Consider the following 2041-nt stretch of genomic DNA (forward strand, 5'->3'; position numbering starts at 1 on the left):
CTATGGAAAAAGTTTTACCAGTACCTGTAGCTCCTAGTAATGTTTGAAATTTATGTCCAGCTTGAATATTAACAGTTAATTGAGCGATCGCTCCAGGTTGGTCACCAGTAGGTTTAAAGGGAGCTTGCAAACAAAATTTTGCCATAATAATTTTAGCAGTATTTATATTATTCTCAATTGTATATTTTAATTTCAAACTTAGGAGCCATGTAAAAATAAGTTGTACAAATTTTATCTGGGATAAATTGTGAAATATAGCTTCTATCAAAAAAACTGTTCAGGTTATTTTTGCACGAGTCCTTAGGATTAATGCCACTATATTCGGTAAACTTATCCAATTTTCGCCAGTTGATGTCCCTCCATTCATACATCGGTTTTGGTTCCGTGTTCATAAATCTACAATTACATCTGTGCTAAAAATCTTGCTTTCAACTTTAACCTACCTCTCAACCGCACTAGGAGTAAACCGAACTTCTATCCGACGTCTGCTCTGATTTGGATTACGATTTGCCCCCGCAAAATCTCCCCCAGGGTTATATAATTGTGCTGCAGAATAAGCTCGAAATTTTAACCCCAATTCTTTCAAACGAGGGTTTTTTTGAAGTTCTTGTACAACAGATAAAGCACGCATCAAACCTAAATCTGCATTTGAACCTGGTACTAAACTATTAACAGATTCATTACCCTTAGCAACTTGTTCTAACTGAGTATCTAAATTACTTCCACTTCTCTGATTTACTTGACCATCAGTATGACCTATTACTTCAACAACATAACCTTTATATTCCTTAGCAAAATCCTCTATTTGTTTGATTAAATCTCCCTCAATAAAACTTTTTAAATCTCCCGATATTTCCGCACTTCCTGATTCAAATCTTCGAGACTTAGAATCTCTAATTACTATTACAGGTGGAGACTTCAATTTTTCAATTTCTGTTTCTAGTTGTGTGACTCTATTTGACTTTTGCTCTAGTTCATTTTCAGAGGTAGTTACTAATCCTTGTAATTTTGTTACTTGATTTTGTAAGTTACCAATTTGTCCTTGTAATCCTGTTACTTCACCAGTCTTTTGTTGAATTTGATTTTGTAAATTAGTAATTTCTTGTTGCAGTTGTAGGGCGCGATTTTCGTTGGCATCAGAAATTGACTCTATAAACAGAGATTTAATAATAGCTAATAGCAATAATAAACTTAATATCATAAAAGAGTTAGACATTAAGTCTGTAAATGCCGGCCAAATTTCTAGGTCGCGATTATCTTCAACAAGTCGTGAACGATGACGCATAATTATTTTAATTCCTATTAATAATCAAATTATTAAATATATTAGACTCCTGGCAAAAGTCGGGAGCAGGGAACAGCAGTGCGACCCCGCGACGACTACAGTTGCAAGCGGTCGAGGGATGGCGTTTTGCTCCGCAACATATAAAGTGTTAGCGTTTGCGCAGCATGACCATAGGAAAGCTCCTCTTCCGGAGGAAAGAGGCAGCGACTCTGTCAAGGGTGGGTCTCCTCGCTGTCCGACCATCGACAAAGAGAGGGAATGCACACTCCTGTGAGGGAGCAGGGAACAGAGAACAGGGAAAACATAGCAGAAAACATAAATAGACATCTGGTAAAAATCAAAAATCAAATCAATTCTTATCCATAAATTATCAGGTAGTCCTGCATGGGTTTTGGTGAGGATATATATTTTTTAATTTTTCCCACACTCCCACACTCCCCCCATCTCCCCAAATTCCCCTCCTGGGAGGGGGAGGGGCGAGGGGTGAGTCCCCATCTCCCCACAGTTCCTTTACTATTATATGCACCACCACCAATTATCAATTATTTCTCCCTGTTGCCAGATGAGCTATTGCCTGTTGCCTCTTTTCTGGAGATGTCTAATCTATAGAGATGCTTAATAAACAAGGGTTGAAGAAGGAGACAGGAGACAGGAGACAGGAGACAGGAGGAAAATTACATGGGGATTCGCTCCCCCAAGTAATGCGTGAACACCCCCGTTGACGGTGGGGTATTAAACCCACAAAGAAAATGATAA

At 38.4% G+C, this 2041-nt stretch carries 2 protein-coding genes; both read right to left on the reverse strand.

Annotated features, from left to right (window positions below):
* Nucleotides 1-439: 439 nt before the first annotated feature.
* Nucleotides 440-1285, reverse strand: coding sequence for an OmpA family protein (locus tag F6K13_RS30370; protein ID WP_124143778.1), 846 nt, complete (start codon nucleotides 1283-1285; stop codon nucleotides 440-442).
* Between the two features lie 356 nt (nucleotides 1286-1641).
* Nucleotides 1642-1827, reverse strand: a complete 186-nt coding sequence (locus F6K13_RS30375; RefSeq protein WP_124143779.1) for a hypothetical protein — start codon at nucleotides 1825-1827, stop codon at nucleotides 1642-1644.
* Nucleotides 1828-2041: the final 214 nt, after the last annotated feature.

This window comes from Okeania sp. SIO2B9, assembly GCF_010672505.1.
Lineage (GTDB): Bacteria > Cyanobacteriota > Cyanobacteriia > Cyanobacteriales > Microcoleaceae > Okeania > Okeania hirsuta.

Bases quoted from the DNA above. Each gene is read 5' to 3' on its own strand.
- F6K13_RS30370 (WP_124143778.1), bottom strand. From the start codon at position 1,285: ATGCGTCATCGTTCACGACTTGTTGAAGATAATCGCGACCTAGAAATT.